Below are 16,693 nucleotides of genomic sequence, written 5' to 3'. Positions count from 1 at the left end.
CGGGGATGACGATGAACTTCGAAAGTTATTTTAGTAATTACTGCAGCAACAAACATTTATCACAGAGAATTTATGTCAGTCATCAATTGGTTCCCAGGCCACATGCACAAAGCCCGCAAAGAAATTGCGGAAGTTATGCCCCATGTGGATGTCATTATCGAAATGCTGGATGCACGCGTGCCCTTTTCCAGCGAAAACCCTTTGGTGCCTGCTTTGCGCGGCACAACGCCGTGCATTAAATTATTAAACAAAGCTGATTTGGCCGACCCTGCAATTACCGAACTGTGGATTGCGGAATTAGAGAAAACCCAGGGCGTAAAAGCCCTGCCCGTAAGCCAGCAAAACCCCGAGCAAATTCGTCAACTGCTGCAAATGTGCGAATCGCTCGCACCAGAAAAAAATGCTTCTATCCACCCTGCCCGCGCCATGATTATGGGAATTCCCAATGTGGGTAAATCCACGCTGATCAATACACTGGTTGGTCGCGTGGTAGCAAAAACCGGCAATGAGGCGGGCATCACCAAATCGCAACAAAAAATTAAATTGGACAATGGATTTTTGCTAACCGATACGCCCGGATTTTTGTGGCCGAAATTAACACCGCCCTCCTGCGGCTATCGTTTAGCAATTACTGGAGCGATTAAAGATACAGTTTTTGATTATGCCGATATTGCACTCTACGCAGCCGAATATCTATTAAAGGCCTACCCCGAATCATTAAAAGAGCGCTACAAATTAGAATCGCTGCCGGAAAGCGATATTGAATTGCTCGAAGCCATTGGTGTTAAACGTGGCTGCACCAGTAAAGGTGGCGGTGTGGATATCCAAAAAGTATCTTCACTCTTAATCAATGAAATACGCACCGGCTTGTTGGGTAGAATCACCTTCGAAACACCGGAGATAACAACACAAGAAGTCATTGACGCAAAAATTGCAGACGAAATTAAGGCCAAAGAAAAAGAAGAAGCTGATCGCATTCGACGCTTAAAAACGCGCAAGAATCGTCGCTAGCTCTACCTCTTCATTTTCTATTCAAGAAATTTCGAAGATGCAAATGAAGATTTACAAACAAAAAAGCCGTACTTGAGTACGGCTTTTTTGTTTTATTACTATCGATTAGATTTTATTTGCTTAATGCGTGCCGTTTAAAACTCCACGCACAAAATTAACCAATTCTTCGCTACCTAATGTTGCGGGTACAGATGCGGGCAAGCTGCGTGTATGCCATCTTACTTCCCAATCCAAATGTTCGCCGGGCGCTAATTTAGTCATCACACCTTGCTGGTCTACTTCCCAAAAGGTTTTTTCAACGTTGGCGAACAATTCTATCTCGCCTTCACCAGCCACAATTAATTCAACCGGAACATCGGCAAATTCTTTAACTAAAATTTTTCCTGCATTGGCATAAGCAACCCAACCTTCTTTGCCATCTGTCATCAGTTTGTGATGATTTTGCAAAATATGTTCAGGGCGATAATTTGCCCAGGTTATATCTCCCATATGTTCAACCACCAGGGGATAAAAAATTCCACTATTACTTTCAGTGTTACCTTGCGGAAAGAAAGTCATGCCTGTGGGACGAAAACGAGTAACTTCCCAACCCGCCACATTTTTTTCAACATTGGATTTGTTATAAATGGAATAGATAATACTGATGCATTTTTTTTCAGCGTTTATGCCGTAGCTTTTAATAAACTGGTATCCCGTGCCAGGATCTGTTTTGCTGGTAAATACAATGCGATCATCAACTACGCTGAGACTATAAGGAGCGGCATCGAGCACATCTATAGGTGGCCAACTCCATTCACTTTGTGGACTAGACCAAAAAGTGCTGCCCCAAATGGTGTTGCCCGCTTTATCTGCAGTTAGCAGCATCTCTACACCGTCCACTTTTAAGGAACTGATTCGTCCCCCAATGCCGGCGTTGATATCAAGACGAGTTTGCCCCTGAGTAATGGTATATACGTTACCTTTTTGTGCAACAAATGCGGGCAACTCGCTGGAGTTAACTGCACTTTTGCGAGAGTCGCATGCTGACAGCAGGCAACCTAAGGCCAAAAGCACAATTAATTGGCAGAATAACTTCATTTAACCCTCAAAAAACTAATGAGACTCTGGAAGCAGTTTATCCAGGCCCTAATGGAGCGGAATAGGTCCAAACCAATCGCGCATCCAACAAAGTGGTAGTTTACCGAGGTTTAATACACTTAACTATTTATCGCCCTGCGAAAACTAGTAAAGCAACGTAAATAATTTGCGTTGAAACTCAATGGCGAGCGGATCGCCCTTGCCTAAAGCCGCCAATATATCCATAAATGTCTTTTTCGCAGCACCTTCGCCAAAATTCCGCTCTTTGCGCAGGATTTCTATCAATAACTCCAGCGCCGGGCGATGTGTTGCTTCAGCGTGATATTGAATGGCTAATTCATAAGCAATCTGTAAGTTGTTTGGCTCATTCGCATGAGCGGCCTCAAGCGCCACCAGCTCAGGTGTTTTAGCAGCTTGCTTTTTTAATTCTATTTGCGCTTTTAATTGTTCGTAATGTGCATCCTGATCCGCCATTTTTACTGAAGCCAAAATCGCTTCTGCATTGTCAAGACGGTTTAATTCCAAATGGCATTGCGCTAGCAGACAAGCTATCGCAGCGTCTTGTTGAGAGTCTTCGTATGCTTGGCGCAATAGCGGCAAAGCCGAATTAAAATCTCCGCTCATGATGAACGCCTGCGCCTCATTGACAAACTTTTCCCAAGGCTTTGGCAAATGTTTTTCAAGCAACTCACGCACCTGCTTTTCGGGCAATGCGCCGGCAAAACCATCAATGGGCTGGCCATCTTTCATCAACATAACCGTTGGCAAACTGCGCACACCAAATTGCGATGAAATCATATTCATTTCATCAGCATTTACCTTTGCCAATAAAAACGCACCCGCATATTCATTAGCGAGCTTTTCCAAAATCGGCATTAAACTTTTACAAGGTGCGCACCAATCTGCCCAAAAATCAATTAACACAGGACGAGCAAATGATTCTTCAATCAAATACTGTTGGGCATTTTCCAAATTAATTTCAACAACGTTCATTAGAGTGCATCCATCTCATGCAAGGTCACGGCAACATTATCGGTGGCATTAGCAACGTAAGCGATATTTTCTGTAATCGTCACCGTCAAACTCATGGTTTTATCGGCGAGCGCACATAGAGCTTGTAGTTCGTCGGCATCAAAATAATTAATGGTAACTTTGGGTAAAGACTTAATCGCCGCTGCGTTAGTTTTCCACCACACTTCAAGGCCACGTCCATAACTAAAAACTTTAACAGCAACTGATTGGCTGCAGCCTTTTTTAAGCCGATCTGGTGCTGGCTGCCCAACTTCTATCCACTCTAAAATGGTGCCGTTGTCGTGTTTTAGCCACAATTCAGGCTCTTCCGTTGCGGACAAACCGCGAGTAAAGGTTAAATTTTCCGCAGCGCGATAACAAAAGGCTAGAATACGCACCATCATACGTTCAATGGTTTCTGACGGATGCAATGCGATGGTTAGATTGTAATCACCATAGACATTGCTATCCATATTGGACAAGGTAAGGTTTAACTTATGAATGGTTGGCTTTTCTGCCACAATTTTTCTCACTTGATGTTAATTACTGACTGATATTTTCAATGACCGACAGCGCCTTCGAAATACCGCAAAAATACGAATTCACCGTAACCAAACCCGAGCAAACTGCGTTGGATTTATTAGCGGAGGGAACTGGCCTTTCCAAGCAACGCATTAAAGATGCAATGAATAAAGGCGCAGTTTGGTGGACGCTAAAAGGCAAAACCTTGCGGTTGCGCCGCGCCACTAAAGTGTTGCTTAAAGGTTCAGTCATTCAATTCTTTTATGACGAACAAGTGCTTGCGCGCAAACCTGAAAACGCCACGTTAATTCACGATGCCAAACATTACAGCATCTGGTACAAACCTGCAGGTATGCTTGCACAAGGGTCCCAATGGGGCGATCACTGTAGCATTTTACGTTGGGTTGAAGTGAATGGCGATTATCAAATCGGCAAAAGCAAACGCGATTGTTTTTTAGTGCATCGTTTGGATGCAGATGCAGCCGGTCTTATGATTATCGCTCACGACAGTCAAAGCGCTGGAAAATTATCGGTGCTTTTTCAGGGCCGCGACATCAAGAAATATTATCAAGCCTGGGTGGTGGATGACTGCGAACTACCTGCGCAAGGCATGACACTCACCTATGAATTAGACGGCAAATCCGCCATTACCCACATCAAAAAAATCGGCCTAACCGCTAAGGGCACATTGCTAGATGTGCATATTGAAACCGGTCGCAAACATCAAATCCGCCGCCACTTGGCCAATATAGGTCACCCGATCATCGGCGATAAATTGTACGGCACCAAAGCAAAATGCGGTTTGCAATTATTGGCTTATCGGTTGGAATTTACTTGCCCCTTTACCGGACAGAATCTTCTGGTCGAACTGGCAAAAGAACTGCAATTTTCTGCCGAAACCTGACTGCATCGTTCCAGTTTTTAGCAGGCGATAAAAAGTTAAAAAATGTTTTTAGTGATATAAAAGATTGCGTCCCGTCATTTTTGCCCCCTATAGTGCGCTGACTACAGCGAACAGAATGGGTTGAAAATGCCGCACAACATCAGTCTGATTACTACCATAGCCGCGGGTCTGGGCTTGGCCATGATCCTGGGTTTTCTTGCAGCCCGCCTGCGTATGCCCCCCTTGGTGGGCTATTTAGTCGCAGGCATAATCGCCGCTCCCACGACGCCCGGTTTTGTGGCGGATGTCGGGCTCGCCAGTCAGTTAGCCGAAATTGGCGTCATGTTGTTAATGTTTGGCGTGGGGCTTCACTTTTCTGTTGCCGATCTCCTGTCTGTAAAACGCATCGCCATTCCTGGCGCACTCGCACAAATTTTGTTAGCCACCCTCATGGGTGCTGTTGCCGGTATTTTCTGGGATTTAACCTTTGGCGAAGCGCTGGTCTTCGGCCTGGCACTTTCGGTCGCCAGCACCGTGGTGCTCCTGAAAGCCCTGGAAGCGCGCGGTGTTCTGGACAGCATTAACGGGCGTATCGCCGTGGGTTGGCTGGTAGTTGAAGATCTGGTTATGGTGTTGGTACTAGTACTTTTGCCTCCTCTAGCCGGGCTTTTAGGGGGACAGAGCGCCGCAGACCTACATCACACCAGCGAACACAGTTTAGGTGTAACCCTCGCGATTACTTTCGGTAAGGTCGCAGCATTCATCGCCTTTATGTTAATCGTCGGCAAGCGGCTGCTACCCAAATTACTATGGGCAGTGGCTGGTACAGGTTCGCGCGAACTCTTCAGTCTGTGCGTTATAGCTACCGCAGTAGGCGTTGCCTATGGTTCGGCTATGTTGTTTGACGTTTCCTTCGCCCTGGGTGCGTTTTTCGCAGGCATGATGTTGCGCGAATCCGAGTTTAGCCACCGAGCGGCCGAGGATTCCCTACCCCTGCGCGATGCCTTTGCCGTATTGTTTTTCGTATCCGTTGGCATGCTGTTCGATCCGCATATTCTGGTGGAGGAGCCGCTCAAGGTACTAGCGGTTATCGGCATCATCATGTTCGGCAAAACCCTCGTAGCAGTTGCCCTGGTATTAGCCTTCCGCTACCCCTTGAATACCGCTCTGGTGGTGGGGGCCAGCCTTGCCCAAATTGGTGAGTTCTCCTTTATTCTCGCGGGACTGAGCATTGATTTGGGCTTGATGGACACCAAAACCCAAAACTTGATTTTGGCGGGAGCCCTGGCGTCGATTGCACTCAACTCGCTACTTTTCGGTGCCATCAACCCCCTGCAAAAATGGATTGGCAAACATTCCGAACTCGCTCGCACACTCGCCTCACGCACCGATCCACTAGCGGTATTACCCGACACCACCCATGAATCCTATCTTTCAGGTCAGGTGGTCCTGGTCGGTTACGGACGAGTCGGCAAGCGAATTGCCCAAACCCTCACCGAGAGCAAGATTCCATTCGTGGTTGTCGAGACCAATCGGGAGATTGTCGAAAGATTGCGTGCCGAAAATATTCCTGCCGTTTGTGGTGATGCCGCCGATGCCGATGTGCTTATCCAGGCTCACATCACCCACGCGAGCTTGTTAGTTGCGGCAACGTCAAATACATTTCACGTGCGCAATATGATTGAAATTGCGCGCAAACTTAATCCCAACATCGAAACCATTATTCGCACCCATAACGAGGAAGAGGCGAAACTCTGGGAGAAGGAGCAAATAGGTAAAATCTTCCTCAGCGAAAAGCAACTTGCAGAAGGAATGGCAAACCACGTTCTGGCCCGTATGGGCAAAGTGGAACATCATTAAAGCGAGTTGAATCTATAGGCTTCCCGAGCCAAGTGCCCTATAATGCGCGCCTCTTTTTTGTATAGTTTTTAAGCAGGCGCGTTTCATGTCCACCACCATCGAAAAACCCACCAAAAAGCTTTATATCAAAACTCACGGTTGCCAGATGAACGAGTACGATTCGTCGCGCATGCGTGATTTGCTGGGCGAATCCCACAACATGGTGGCCACCGAAGATCCGGAAGATGCAGACGTAATCCTGATCAACACCTGTTCTATTCGTGAAAAGGCGCAAGAGCGCTTGTTCCACGAGCTTGGCCGCTGGAAAACGCTCAAGAAGAAAAATCCGGAACTGGTCATTGGCGTTGGCGGCTGCGTGGCAAGTCAGGAAGGCGAAGCTATTGCCAAGCGCGCCCCGCACGTGGATTTAATTTTCGGCCCGCAAACCTTGCACCGCCTGCCAGAGATGATGGAAACCAAACGTGCTAACGGTGCGGTCGTGGTGGATATCAGCTTTCCTGAGGTGGAAAAATTTGATCGCTTACCGCAGCCTGACGCAGATGGCGTAAGCGCTTTCGTGTCGATTATGGAAGGCTGCTCCAAATACTGTACTTTCTGCGTTGTGCCTTATACACGCGGCGAAGAAGTTAGCCGCCCCGTTGCTGACGTACTCACTGAAATCGCCCACCTTGCCAAACAAGGCGTACGCGAAGTTAATCTGCTCGGCCAAAACGTAAACGCCTTCCGCGGTGATAATGGCGATGGTACGGTAATGGATTTGGCGGAACTGATCACCTGCGTAGCCGCTATTGATGGTATCGACCGCATCCGCTTCACTACCTCGCATCCTGTTGAGTTTACTGATGCCTTGATTGATGTTTACAACGACGTGCCCGAACTTGTAAGCCATCTTCACCTGCCGGTTCAAAGCGGATCTGACCGTATTTTGATGGCCATGAAACGCGGCCACACAGTCTTGGAATACAAATCCAAGCTGCGCAAAATCAAGAAAAACCGTCCTAACATCAGCTTCTCATCTGACTTTATCATCGGCTTCCCTGGTGAAACAGAGGCTGATTTTGAAGCAACTATGAAGTTGATCCAGGAGATGGATTTCGATACATCCTACAGTTTCGTCTACAGCCCACGCCCAGGCACGCCAGCGGCGGATTTACCCGACGACACTGATGAAGAAACCAAGAAAATGCGTTTAAAGATCCTGCAAGATCGCTTGATTCAGCAGGCCATGGCTATTAGCCGCCGCATGGTAGGTAATACCGAGCGTATTCTGGTAACTGGCTACTCGAAGAAAGATCCTGGCCAACTTTCAGGGCGTACCGAAAATAATCGCGTCGTTAACTTCCGTGCCGACAACACTGACCTGATTGGTAAGTTTGCCGATATAGTGATTGAAGAAGCGCTGACTAACTCCCTGCGCGGGGTATTGATTGCCTCTGAGTTGGATGAGGACTGGATTAAGTAAATAAATGAAAAGTCGGCAGCCAAGCGCCTGTTTAGCTGCCATTCACGCTCGCATTACCATTTTTTTGCTTTATCCGCTCGGCGTTATGGTTTAGTCTTGGTTTATCCCAGCCACACGAGTTTATCGAACACTTTGAACAGCCCCATAAGCAGCTCTGGACAGGGTAGCCCTAACGAGACTACTGCCAAACCCGTCCAGTTAACGCTGGAACCTAATGACAGCCGTCGCCTTGCCAATCTCTGTGGCCTTCTTGGTCAACACCTGCACCAGATTGAAAAGCACTTTGGAATTGAAATCCGTAACCGCGGCAACGAATTTGTCCTGCTCGGCGCCTCCACGCCTGCCAGCACAGCGGCTGAACTTTTACGCCATCTCTATGCCGAAACGGCATCTACAGAATTAACGCCCGACGAAATTCATCTCGCCCTGCAAACCTCCGGTATTGAAGCCCTTATGGAAAAATTGAACACCCCGTTTGAAAACGCTCGTGAACTTGAGCTTGATGCAACTGAATCTAACGGCGTAACCCTGATCCGCACTAAAAAATGTACGATTAAACCGCGTGGCGGCAATCAGCTGAATTATGTGCGCGCAGTGCAAAGTAACGATATTAATTTCGGTATTGGCCCGGCCGGTACTGGCAAAACTTACCTCGCGGTTGCCTGTGCGGTTGAAGCACTGTTGAAAGACCAAATCGAACGCATTTTGCTGGTGCGCCCGGCAGTAGAAGCCGGTGAAAAGTTAGGTTTTTTGCCGGGTGATCTCGCGCAGAAAGTCGACCCTTATTTACGCCCCTTATACGACGCTCTATTCGAAATGTTGGGCTTTGATACGGTTGGAAAATTAATGGAGCGCGGCGTTATTGAAGTTGCTCCACTCGCGTTTATGCGTGGCCGCACACTCAATAATTCTTTTGTGATTTTGGATGAAAGCCAGAACACTACGCGCGAACAAATGAAAATGTTTTTAACGCGCATCGGTTTTGGTACTACAGCGATTATTACTGGCGACCCAACCCAAATCGATTTACCGCGCGGACAAGCATCTGGCCTGCGTCATGCTATTGAAGTTTTGGATAATATTCCCGGCATCAGCTTTACCCATTTCACATCCAAAGATGTGGTGCGCCACCCTATTGTGCAGCGCATTGTTGAAGCATATGAAGCCTTCGAAAAATCCAATCCAAATAATAATCAGGCGAGCTAATCATGTCGTACCGAATTGATGTTGAAGTGAATAGCTCCAGCACAAAAATTCCCAGCATTGAAAAAATTGAACTTTGGATCAGTGCCGCTTTGCAAAGCGACGAACTCAATGAAGCCGAAGTAAGCGTTTATATTGTGGACGAACAAGAAAGCCAGGAACTTAATTTTCAATACCGCGAAAAAGACAAACCTACCAATGTGCTTTCGTTTCCTGCTGATATTCCCGACGAAGTGGGCGTACCCTTGCTGGGTGATTTGGTGGTGTGCGCACCCGTGGTTGAACGCGAAGCGCAAGAGCAAGGCAAAACCCTGGACGCACATTGGGCGCACATGCTGGTGCACGGCACCTTGCATTTGCTCGGTTACGACCATATTGAAGACGATGAAGCGGATGTAATGGAAGCGCTGGAAACACGTTTGATTACCCAATTGAAATTTCCCGCGCCTTATACTGAAACAATCGAAAGTTAAGCTTTATTTTCTAATAAGTGATCATTGCTCCACGAACACATTTTTAAATCAGGTAGAACCAAAATGTCGGAAGACTACAGCAGCCACACAGAAAAACATGAAAAATCCTGGCTGGATAAATTGCTGCACGCATTCAGTGATGAACCGCGCTCGCGCGACGAGCTTTTAGAAATCATTAAAGATGCGGCTGATAACAAACTGCTCGACCAGGATGCACTTAGCATCATCGAAGGTGCGCTGGATGTTTCCTCGCTGCAAGCGCGCGAAATCATGGTGCCCCGCTCGCAAATTACTGCCATTCGCCTTGATGATTCCCCACAGGATTTTCTACCGCAAGTGATTGAATCGGGCCACTCGCGCTTTCCTGTGATTGGCGAAACGCTGGATGATATTAAAGGCATTTTGCTCGCCAAAGATTTGTTGCCCCTCGCCTTAAATGGAACAGAAAATTTTAATCTCGAAAGTATTTTGCGCACCGCCAATATTGTGCCGGAAAGTAAACGCGTAAATGTGTTGTTGCGTGAGTTCCGCGAAAACCGCTACCACATGGCGCTGGTGATGGACGAATACGGCGGTATTTCTGGCTTGCTAACTATTGAAGATATTCTGGAAGAAATCGTTGGCGAAATTGAAGACGAAACTGACGAAGAAGAAAACGATAATTACATTAAACGTATGAGCGACAGTGATTTCATTATCAAAGCGCTCACTCCTATCGAAGAATTTAATGAGCATTTCAAAGCCGAATTGAGCAACGAAGATTTCGATACCATTGGCGGAATTTTAATGCAAGAATTTGGGCATATCCCAAAGCGCAATGAAGTCGCCGTGATTGAAAATTTCCAATTCCGCGTGCTCTATTCCGATAACCGCCAAATCCATTTATTGCGTTTGACGGTTTTATAAACTCCAATTATCTTGAACTTGTAGCAAATCAAAAACATTAATAAAGTTTTTACTGCAGTTTGAGATAACCGGAAAATACAAAACAATAAACCAATTAAATTAGGGAGTCGTCATCCCCATAGGGGATCCAGCGACTGATATTCCAAAAAAACAAAGTCACTGGATGCCCTGCGGGCATGACGGCAACACCAGGATTTATTTTCTACATGACCCCATCCAACTTCATCCAACGACTTCTCGAATTACCAAACCGAATTCAATTTCTAATCGCTTTTCTAGCAGGCTGTTTAGTTCCATTCAGTTTTGCACCTTTCAATATCTGGCCACTCGGCATTCTTGCACTCAGCATTTTCGCGTTGCTCATCAACAACCAATCATTAAAAACCGTTTGGTGGCGCTCTTGGTGGTTTGGTGTGGGCATGTATGCCGTGGGTGTCTCGTGGATTTATGTCAGCATCAACGGTTTTGGTGGCGCACCTGCTCCACTCGCCGCGTTTCTCGTGATTATTTTTGTATTTTTTATGGCAGCATTTTTTAGCTTGCCGTTCTACGCATTTGGTCGCTGGCTAAGCCGTCATCCCTTAAGTTTATTTATTGCTTTTCCCGCATGCTGGTTAATCAGTGAATGGTTGCGCACCTGGTTGCTTACAGGCTTTCCCTGGTTGTTTATCGGCTACGGTGATTTGACTAATTGGCTTTCAGGTTGGGCTCCTGTTGTTGGGGTGATGGGGTTAAGTTTACTCAGCGCTTTTACTGCCGCATTTATCGCGCAGCTTATTTACCAACCAAAAAAATCTCTTAGCCTGGTTTTGGGCGGTGTTGCAGTTATTGGAATTTGGGGCGCAGGTTTTGCCTTACAAAACGCTGAGTGGACTCAAGTATCCAGCAAGCCAACCAGCGTTGCCATTGTGCAACCCAATATTGATCAGGAAGATAAATGGCAAACTGATTTCCGCGATATCACTTTGGATGTTTTGCGCGAAAAAACTGAACCCTTGTGGGGCCGTAAAATTATTATTTGGCCGGAAGCGGCAATCACTCGTGTTTACAGCGATGCCCTACCCTTTTTAAATGAAGTTAACCGAAAGGCATCTGACAGCGAATCGGGTTTGATTACCGGAATTATTTTTGATGATCAAGAAAAGGATATTTACTACAACTCTGTCGCAACTTTTGGTAAAGCTATCGGCATTCATCACAAACGCCGCTTGGTGCCTTTCGGTGAATATGTACCCATTGAAGCTTTACGCAACCTTATCGAATTTTTTAATTTACCTACATCAGTTATCAGCCTTGGGCCAGAAGAGCAACACGGGTTAAAAGTAGACGACTTAATGATTTCACCGTCAGTCTGTTATGAAGTCGCTTTCCCTGATTTGATTGCAAAAAATGCTGTAGATTCCCAACTGCTGATTTCTGTAAGCAACTTGGGTTGGTTCGGCGATTCATTAGGCCGCCACCAATTTATGCAAATGGCACAAATGCGCGCGCTTGAAACGCAACACTATTATGCCTACAGCACTAACAACGGCCCCAGCGCTATTTTTGATCGCAAAGGTAATATCACTGCGCAAACCAAAGCCTTTGAACAAACTACCTTAAGCAGCGAAATTTATGCAGTAGACGGCTCAACACCATTTATGCGCTTCGGTAGTTTACCTGTCGTTGTGTTGAGTTTTTTTGCATTAATGCTGCTACAAATTTTTGGCAAAAAAAATCCAGACTAGTGTCTGGATTTTTGAATTCTTCTGCGACTGTATTACGCAGTAGCCACTTGTAAGCCACCGTGAATATTCAATAAGGTCAACATTTGATTGTGTTGGCTGTGCGAACTTATCAATTCACATTTTGGTGATAAAGGTGAGTTACCAACCCACTCAAACCGCCAGCGCCAAAATTGCGGATTCATAGGATCACCACGCAATTCCACCATTTCAAAACGACGCGCATCTAAATTAAAACGCTCTCGCAATTGAAAGGCAAAATGTTCTGCATTTTTTGCTACAAGACTGGACGCATGTTGGGCGAGCGGAGCAACAAAAACATATTCACGACCAAATGCCTGTGTGTGGCAAACGGCAAGCTCCAGAGCTTGACCTAAACGGTTCGCTAATGAATATTGGGTAAAAGAACTGGGTAATGTCATCAGGCATTCCTTCTTGTTATGTCGTTCAATTCAGACAACCTTTATCCACTAAAATTCCATTGGCTTTTAAATTTCCACAAGACTATGTGGCGACAAGGAGCTTTAGCTAACACAGCCTCTTGGCTGTGCGGGAGGCAGTCTACGTGGAATTTATGACAGTTAAAATCTATTTCTGGCCTTGATGCATTTTGATATAAAAAAATGCGTACCCTTTAAAACATGAGCAAAAAACAATCAACTTATGTTTCTTTTAGTGGCTATTGAAGTGGTATCAGGTAACAAGTCATAAAGGCTTATTACCCACTATTTATCAGATAAACGAAGGGATGATCTAGAGAATATCGCTCGCATCTAAAAACTGAACTATACCCTTATTAGGTGTAAAAGTTTCAACAGTTGCGCATGAATCAGACTCTGTTTCTACAGGTGAATTTTTATCCGCCCGTAAATCAGTGAAATTAAATAATGCGGTATCAGCCAATTGCGAAGGCGTTACATTTTTAATTGCGGAAAACAAAGTTTCAGTACGACCTGGATATTGCTTCTCCCAAGTGTGCAGCATGTCTTTGATAACCTGACGCTGCAAATTCTCCTGAGAGCCGCAAAGATTACAAGGAATAATCGGGAAGCCTTTCAACTCAGCAAACTCAATGATGTCTGCTTCGCTGCAATAAGCCAAAGGCCGAATTAAAATGTTGCGTTTGTTGTCGGCCAAAAGTTTCGGGGGCATTGCCTTGAGCTTGCCGCCGTAAAACATATTTAAGAATAGGGTTTCGATAATGTCGTCGCGATGATGGCCCAACGCAATTTTGGTCGCCCCTATCTCGTCGGCAAAACTGTAAAGAGTACCGCGACGCAAACGCGAACAAAGTCCGCAAGTGGTTTTGCCTTCGGGGATAATTTCTTTAACGATACTGTAAGTATCCTTTTCAATAATATGAAAGGGGACGCCCAGTGCAGTCAGGTATTCCGGCAATACATGTTCGGGAAAACCAGGTTGTTTTTGATCCATATTGACCGCAACAATTTCAAAACTGATGGGCGCGGTTTTCTGCAAGCTCAACAGAATATCCAACATGGTGTAAGAGTCTTTTCCACCCGAAAGGCAAACCATAACCTTATCGCCATCTTCAATCATGTTGTAATCAACAATCGCAGTGCCTACCAAGCGGCGCAGGCGCTTTTGCAACTTGTTGAATTCCAGACGATCCTGGCGTTCGTGTAGCTCTTTCATAGGTTTGGACTCTGACAAAAACAGGGGCTTCAGCATTCACCGAAAAGGCGCGCATTGTACGGATTTTGCGCATTGGGCACCAGCAGAATTGACGAGCAAAGTAACACCAGCGGCAGAACCTAACGGCAAACAAACGGCCATAGCTGCGCTGATATTTTCAGGGAGCGGAAAAGCTTTGCCACCCAGGTTTACAAACGGCACTTAACTTGTCTAAAAAGCATCCATCGGCCAAGCTTTTTGTCCTTATTTCGCCCACCTTGCCCATGGCATAGGCTTTGCTCTTAGCTAATTAGAGGCAAGCGCATTGGTTTGCAGTTTGAATTTTTAGCAGGGTAAATGTATGGCAAGTTTGCGTTCTATGTGGCAGAGATTGGCGGGTAAAACCGCGGAGACAAAACCTGCGGTGATCGCTCCAAACTCCACTACTGCCGGTGTCATGGCCAAGGTAATGCATATTCCCAAAGCCAATAGAGAGTTGGTTCCAGACCAATATTTGCCACTGTGGCAGCTGCTCAACCAACGCCAGATTATCGAAGTGAAAGTGGAAGGCAGCTCACTGGCCTACCAGACTCTGGTGTTGGCAATCGATATCCAACGCGGTCTCTTGTGGTTAGATGATCTTTTTCCCAGCCAACATGTGTTGGAAGTAGGTGATCGTATTACCCTCCGTCACCACCGCAATGGCGAACAATTAAGTTTTAGCTCCCCAATCCTGGCTTGGGGTAGCAGTTACGGTGCTACGGGTTTAGCCATCATGTTGCCCGAGCAGCCATGCTATGTGCCCCGCCGCCAACTTGATCGTGCCAACGTCAGTAATAAACCAAGCTTGAGCGTAAAAGTTCGGCCTATCGGGCAAGACATAAGCTACGGCAGCGTTTTGGATGTTTCCAGTGGAGGCCTGCGCGCCAGCATCCCCGGCAATCTTCTTGGACAACTTCGCCACGGTGCTTTACTCCCCTTGTGCGAACTAACCCTGAGCGATGAGCTGACCATTCGCTGCAGCGCCCGTGTTCGCAGCTTCCGCCTATTGCGCTCCCCCCATCGCCATACCCAAATCAGCCTTGAATTTGTGGATTTGGCGCACGAGCGCGCGCAACAACTCCAGCAATTTATTAACAATCTGATTTACCTGCAGCACGCGGATGAGATGCCGGAGCTACGCAGCGCTTAAACCAACACCTACTGCAAGACAAATATTTTGGACTAATCTCTAACATATTGAGCTTATGTCTTACCCCTATGAAGCTCAGGATCAAACTGCATAACCGTTACTAAGTAGGAAAATAACCATGAGGAACAACGGCGCTGTTACCGGACGCGAAGTAAACATTGCCCACAACGAGGAAATCGTTTCTTCGTCGGATTTGAAAGGCACAATTCTTTTTTGCAACGACACTTTTTGCAAAGTCTCTGGCTACACTCGCGACGAGCTACTCGGCCAACCCCACAATATTTTACGCAACCCCCATATGCCTGCCCCCGTTTTTGCTGGCTTTTGGCAGACACTAAAAGCCGATAAGCCCTGGATGGGGATCGTCAAAAATCGCTGCAAAAATGGCGATCACTATTGGGTGGATGCCTATGTCACGCCTGTTCACGACCACGGGCAAGCAGTGGGTTACGAATCTGTTCGTATAAGAGCGGATCAGGAACGTATTCGGCGCGCAGAACTCGTCTATGCGCGCATCCAACAAGGCCAGCCCATTTATCCTTTGTGGGAAAAAGTGTGGAGCCAGTGGGGCAACGCGCTTATTGTTGCACTCATCAGTTTTGTTGTGATGACGCTGATTACTTTTGTAGCCAGCTCACCTTCGCTTGGATTTATTCTCGGGCTGGCTTTGGCTTCAGTAGCTATTGGTTTTAGCGCACACCAGGTGCATTTAAGCAGCTTGTCCCATGCCTTGGACGAAGCGCACAAAGTGATTAACGATCCGACAGCGGCTTACATTTATACCGGACGCTGCGATATCCAGGGCGAAATTTTGCTGGCACAAATTGCAAGTAAAGCACGTTTACGTACGGCTCTGGGTCGCTTCGGAGAGTCAGCCTACGAGATGTTTTTAAAATCCAAAGCTGCACATGAGCAAGCGCAAAAAACTTACAAGGGAATAGCAGCGCAACAGCAAGAAACTGCCAGTGTCGCGAATGCCATGCAACAAATGTCTATTGCAGTACAAGAAGTTGCCCTTGGCGCAACCAAAACCTCTTCTGCGACCAGCATGGCAATTACCGAGGTTGAACAAGGTAAACAGGTAATTTCAGTTGCCAACAACGCTATTTCTAACCTCTCTGGCACAGTGGCCGACCTTGGCCAAGTGTTGGGCAAGCTAAGTGAGGACAGCAGTAAAATTGCGAGTGTTGTGGATGTAATTCGCAGCATCGCCGAGCAAACTAACCTACTCGCACTTAACGCCGCCATTGAAGCCGCACGCGCAGGCGAACAAGGGCGCGGTTTCGCGGTAGTGGCGGATGAAGTTCGCCACTTGGCGCAACGCACACAAGAATCAACTGGCCATATTCAGGAAATTATTGGGAACCTTGGTAAAGCAACCGCCGATGCCAGCACCAACATGGATAATTGCCGGGCGCTTGCAGACCGCAGCGTGGATGAAATGGGCAACGTTCGTAACGCACTCAGCGCTATTGCAAGCTCAGTTAACTCGATTGATCTGATGTCGCACCAAATTGCCACGGCAGCAGAAGAGCAATCTGCCATGGCTCGCGAGATTGAACAAAACACCAATAAAATCTCACACATTTCCGACCAGTCCCAAGCGCAAATCAATGAAGCAGATCGCCTCAATCACGAAATGGCTGAGCTGTCACAAAAACAAAAGGATTTAATTACCCGCTTCAATTAATTTCAGTGAGTAGCGCCAACGACAAACGTTGGCGTTACTCATGA

Annotated in this window: 15 protein-coding genes; 10 read left to right on the top strand and 5 right to left on the bottom strand. The window is 46.7% G+C overall.

The features are described from left to right. The first annotated feature begins 72 nt into the window (after window positions 1-72). Entirely contained in the window at window positions 73-1,011 is a 939-nt protein-coding gene (ylqF, locus tag IE104_RS04650) for a ribosome biogenesis GTPase YlqF (protein ID WP_189416370.1), read from the top strand. Between the two features lie 120 nt (window positions 1,012-1,131). On the opposite strand, the gene IE104_RS04645 is transcribed toward ylqF, so the two are convergent. The 3 genes from IE104_RS04645 to IE104_RS04635 form a co-directional block, all read right to left on the bottom strand. Further along, window positions 1,132-2,088, bottom strand: coding sequence for a DUF4380 domain-containing protein (locus IE104_RS04645; RefSeq protein ID WP_189416369.1), 957 nt, complete (start codon window positions 2,086-2,088; stop codon window positions 1,132-1,134). Between the two features lie 144 nt (window positions 2,089-2,232). Further along, entirely contained in the window at window positions 2,233-3,081 is an 849-nt protein-coding gene (trxA, locus tag IE104_RS04640; RefSeq protein WP_189416368.1) for a thioredoxin, read from the bottom strand. Continuing rightward, window positions 3,081-3,620, bottom strand: a complete 540-nt coding sequence (locus IE104_RS04635; RefSeq protein WP_189416367.1) for a YaeQ family protein — start codon at window positions 3,618-3,620, stop codon at window positions 3,081-3,083. Before IE104_RS04635 ends, trxA begins: the two co-directional genes overlap by 1 nt. Before the next feature lie 41 nt (window positions 3,621-3,661). Here IE104_RS04635 and IE104_RS04630 point away from each other — a divergent pair, with 41 nt between their 5' ends. The 7 genes from IE104_RS04630 to lnt all read left to right on the top strand — a co-directional run bounded on the left by IE104_RS04630 (window position 3,662) and on the right by lnt (window position 12,135). Then, the gene (locus IE104_RS04630) at window positions 3,662-4,525 is read left to right on the top strand and encodes an RluA family pseudouridine synthase (protein WP_189416366.1); all 864 of its coding nucleotides are present in this window, start codon (window positions 3,662-3,664) and stop codon (window positions 4,523-4,525) included. Between the two features lie 126 nt (window positions 4,526-4,651). After that, entirely contained in the window at window positions 4,652-6,364 is a 1,713-nt protein-coding gene (locus tag IE104_RS04625) for a cation:proton antiporter domain-containing protein (RefSeq protein WP_189416365.1), read from the top strand. A gap of 85 nt (window positions 6,365-6,449) precedes the next feature. Then, entirely contained in the window at window positions 6,450-7,826 is a 1,377-nt protein-coding gene (miaB, locus tag IE104_RS04620; RefSeq protein WP_189416364.1) for a tRNA (N6-isopentenyl adenosine(37)-C2)-methylthiotransferase MiaB, read from the top strand. A 132-nt stretch (window positions 7,827-7,958) separates the two neighbouring features. Beyond that, entirely contained in the window at window positions 7,959-9,032 is a 1,074-nt protein-coding gene (locus IE104_RS04615; protein WP_373298458.1) for a PhoH family protein, read from the top strand. A gap of 2 nt (window positions 9,033-9,034) precedes the next feature. Next, window positions 9,035-9,502, top strand: coding sequence for an rRNA maturation RNase YbeY (gene ybeY / locus IE104_RS04610; RefSeq protein ID WP_189416363.1), 468 nt, complete (start codon window positions 9,035-9,037; stop codon window positions 9,500-9,502). A 63-nt stretch (window positions 9,503-9,565) separates the two neighbouring features. Further along, on the top strand, window positions 9,566-10,408 hold the full coding sequence (locus tag IE104_RS04605; RefSeq protein ID WP_189416362.1) for a CorC family transporter: 843 nt from the start codon (window positions 9,566-9,568) through the stop codon (window positions 10,406-10,408). A 206-nt stretch (window positions 10,409-10,614) separates the two neighbouring features. After that, window positions 10,615-12,135, top strand: coding sequence for an apolipoprotein N-acyltransferase (gene lnt, locus IE104_RS04600; protein WP_189416361.1), 1,521 nt, complete (start codon window positions 10,615-10,617; stop codon window positions 12,133-12,135). A gap of 32 nt (window positions 12,136-12,167) precedes the next feature. Here the strand turns inward: lnt and IE104_RS04595 are convergent, their stop codons facing one another. Both IE104_RS04595 and ttcA read right to left on the bottom strand, forming a co-directional pair. Beyond that, a complete protein-coding gene (locus tag IE104_RS04595; RefSeq protein WP_189416360.1) occupies window positions 12,168-12,554 on the bottom strand; it encodes a hypothetical protein in 387 nt (128 codons plus the stop codon). A gap of 331 nt (window positions 12,555-12,885) precedes the next feature. Beyond that, entirely contained in the window at window positions 12,886-13,788 is a 903-nt protein-coding gene (gene ttcA / locus IE104_RS04590) for a tRNA 2-thiocytidine(32) synthetase TtcA (RefSeq protein WP_189416359.1), read from the bottom strand. Window positions 13,789-14,128: 340 nt separating this feature from the next. On the opposite strand from ttcA, the gene IE104_RS04585 reads away from it, so the two are divergent. Together IE104_RS04585 and IE104_RS04580 are read left to right on the top strand one after the other, a co-directional pair. After that, a complete protein-coding gene (locus tag IE104_RS04585) occupies window positions 14,129-14,959 on the top strand; it encodes a flagellar brake protein (protein WP_189416358.1) in 831 nt (276 codons plus the stop codon). A gap of 118 nt (window positions 14,960-15,077) precedes the next feature. Further along, window positions 15,078-16,649 (top strand): methyl-accepting chemotaxis protein, encoded by a 1,572-nt coding sequence (locus tag IE104_RS04580; protein ID WP_189416357.1) that lies wholly within the window; start codon window positions 15,078-15,080, stop codon window positions 16,647-16,649. The last annotated feature ends 44 nt before the right edge of the window (window positions 16,650-16,693 follow it).

The sequence above is a fragment of the Cellvibrio zantedeschiae genome (genome assembly GCF_014652535.1).
GTDB lineage: Bacteria > Pseudomonadota > Gammaproteobacteria > Pseudomonadales > Cellvibrionaceae > Cellvibrio > Cellvibrio zantedeschiae.
This window is presented reverse-complemented; position numbering and strand designations above follow the sequence as displayed.